The 2,500-nt window shown below is 72.3% G+C and carries 2 protein-coding genes and 1 pseudogene; 1 reads left to right on the forward strand and 2 read right to left on the reverse strand.

Annotation, left to right across the window (positions count from 1 at the left end):
• Positions 1-10 precede the first annotated feature (10 nt).
• Positions 11-505: an NUDIX hydrolase gene (locus I4I78_RS31855; RefSeq protein ID WP_218615220.1), complete on the reverse strand. Its 495-nt coding sequence runs from the start codon at positions 503-505 to the stop codon at positions 11-13.
• A gap of 270 nt (positions 506-775) precedes the next feature.
• Here I4I78_RS31855 and I4I78_RS31860 point away from each other — a divergent pair, with 270 nt between their 5' ends.
• A complete protein-coding gene (locus tag I4I78_RS31860) occupies positions 776-2,203 on the forward strand; it encodes a CCA tRNA nucleotidyltransferase (protein WP_218615222.1) in 1,428 nt (475 codons plus the stop codon).
• Between the two features lie 33 nt (positions 2,204-2,236).
• Here the strand turns inward: I4I78_RS31860 and I4I78_RS31865 are convergent.
• Positions 2,237-2,500: pseudogene (locus I4I78_RS31865) on the reverse strand (MFS transporter); the annotation flags it as partial.

Consider the following 2,500-nt stretch of genomic DNA (forward strand, 5'->3'; position numbering starts at 1 on the left):
GCGACCCTCCTCACGCGGTCTCCTCCAGCAGTTCCGTGGCGTGCCGGATCAGCCTGCGCTCGTCGGCGTAGGCCAGCCGACCCTCCAGCTCGCCGAGCGGGACCCAGGCCACCTCGGAGACCTCGATGTCGGCATCGCTGAGCTCGCCGCCGAGGGCGCGCATCAGGAAGTGGTGCACGGTCTTGTGCACCCGACGGTCCTCGGCGACGAACCAGAAGTCGATGGTGCCCAGGGGAGCCATCACCCGGCCGATGATGCCGGTCTCCTCCTCGACCTCGCGCACCGCCGCCTGTTCGGCGGTCTCACCGGCCTCGATATGGCCCTTCGGCAGGGACCACAGCAGCCGCCCGCGCCGGTCGAGACGGCCGATGAGCGCGGCCGTCCCCCGGCTCCGGTCGACGACGAGCCCGCCGGCCGACGTCTCGTCCACGGTGCGCAGACGGCGGCGCCGGTCCGCGGACCTCCCCGCGCGGCGCCCCCCGGAGCGGCCGCGGGAGGTGGACATGTGGCGATGGTAACGAGAGCGGCGTCCGCCCACGGGTCGGCGACGCGGTCGCGGCACCGATCTTCGCGCGACGACCACCCGTGTGGAGGTGGGCCGTCCCGCGCGGCGAGTACGTGGCCCGGCGCGGGAGTCCGGACCCGGCGCCTACACTGGCCCGTCGTGTCGTCGCCGCTCGTGATCTCTTCCTCCGCCGGTACCCGGACGGCCTCGGCGCGTCCTGCTCCCCTCGACCGGGACGCAGACCCGCAATCCCACGACGAGGCGGCCGAGCTGCACCGTGCCCAGGAGAACGCCGTGGTCGAGCTGCTGGACGTCCCGCCGGTGGCCGAGGAGCTGGCCGCACGGTTCGCCGAGCGCGGGCACCGGCTCTATCTCGTCGGCGGCAGCGTGCGCGACGCGTTGCTGCACCGCTCCTCCGGTGACCTGGACTTCACCACCGACGCCCGTCCGGACGCGATCCTCGGGATCGTGCAGGGCTGGGCCGACGCGGTCTGGGACACCGGCATCGCCTTCGGAACCGTCGGCGCCCGCCGCCGACACGACACGATCGAGATCACCACGTTCCGTGCGGACAGCTACGACGGCGCGTCCCGCAACCCCGAGGTGCGCTTCGGCGACGACATCACCGGTGACCTGGTGCGCCGGGACTTCTCGGTCAACGCCATGGCCGTCGAGCTGACCGACGGGCCGGGAGCGCACCGCTTCGTCGACCCGCACGGCGGGCTCGCCGCGCTGGCCCAGGGCGTGCTGGACACCCCTGCGGCACCCGAACAGTCGTTCTCCGACGACCCGCTGCGGATGCTGCGCGCGGCCCGGTTCGTCGCCCAGCTCGGGTTCACCCCGGCCGACCGGGTCCTCGCCGCGCTGCGCGAGATGTCCGGTCAGCTCAGCCGGATCACCGCCGAGCGGGTGCAGGCCGAGTTCTCGAAGCTGATGCTCGGCGAGCACCCGCGGCGCGCGCTGGAGCTGATGGTCGACACCGGGCTGGCCTCCCACGTCGTGCCGGAGGTGCCGGCGATGCAGCTCGAGACCGACGAGCACATGCAGCACAAGGACGTCTACACGCACTCGCTGGTGGTGATGGAGCAGGCGATCGGCAAGGAGACCGACGGCCCGGACCTGGTCCTGCGCCTGGCCGCGCTCCTGCACGACATCGGCAAGCCGGCCACCCGGCGCAAGGAGCCCGACGGTCGGGTCAGCTTCCACCACCACGAGGTGGTCGGGGCGAAGATGACCCGTAAGCGCCTCAAGGACCTGCGCTACCCGAAGGCCGTCATCGACGACGTGTGCCACCTCGTCTACCTGCACCTGCGGTTCCACGGCTACGGCAAGGGCGAGTGGACCGACTCCGCGGTCCGCCGCTACGTCACCGACGCGGGCCCGCTCCTGGACCGGCTGCACAAGCTCGTCCGGTCGGACTGCACGACGCGCAACCGGCGCCGGGCGAACGCGCTGCAGCGCAGCTACGACTCGCTCGAGGACCGGATCTCCGAGCTCCGCGAGCAGGAGGAGCTGGACGCGATCCGCCCGGACCTCGACGGAAACCAGATCATGGAGCTGCTCGGTGTCGGACCCGGCCCGCAGGTCGGCAAGGCCTACAAGTACCTGCTGGCGCTGCGGATGGAGCAGGGCCCGCTCGGCGCGCAGCGGGCCGAGGCCGAGCTGCGCGCCTGGGCGGCCGAGAACCTGTCCGGCTGAGATTCATACGTCCGTATAGGACGAACGTGTGAATCAGACGAGTTCGGGGGTGTCGGCTCGCCGACCGCGCAGGTAGACCACGTGCGCGGCGAGGCCGGCCAGGTACAGCCCGCCGGCCGTGGCCAGCAGGGCCGGGGAGTAGCCGTCCGAGGGACCGGCCAGCGCCGTGACCGTGATGGCCAGGACGTAGCAGACGTTGAACACGGCGTCGAAGAGCGCGAAGACGCGGCCGCGGACGACGTCGGACGCGCCGGACTGGATGCCCGCGTCGGCGCAGAGCTTCACCACCTGACCGCA

It is taken from the genome of Pseudonocardia sp. KRD291 (genome assembly GCF_019263595.1).
Lineage (GTDB): Bacteria > Actinomycetota > Actinomycetes > Mycobacteriales > Pseudonocardiaceae > Pseudonocardia.

Coding starts and splice junctions, on each gene's coding strand:
- I4I78_RS31855 (WP_218615220.1), bottom strand. CDS start 505: ATGTCCACCTCCCGCGGCCGCTCCGGGGGGCGCCGCGCGGGGAGGTCC.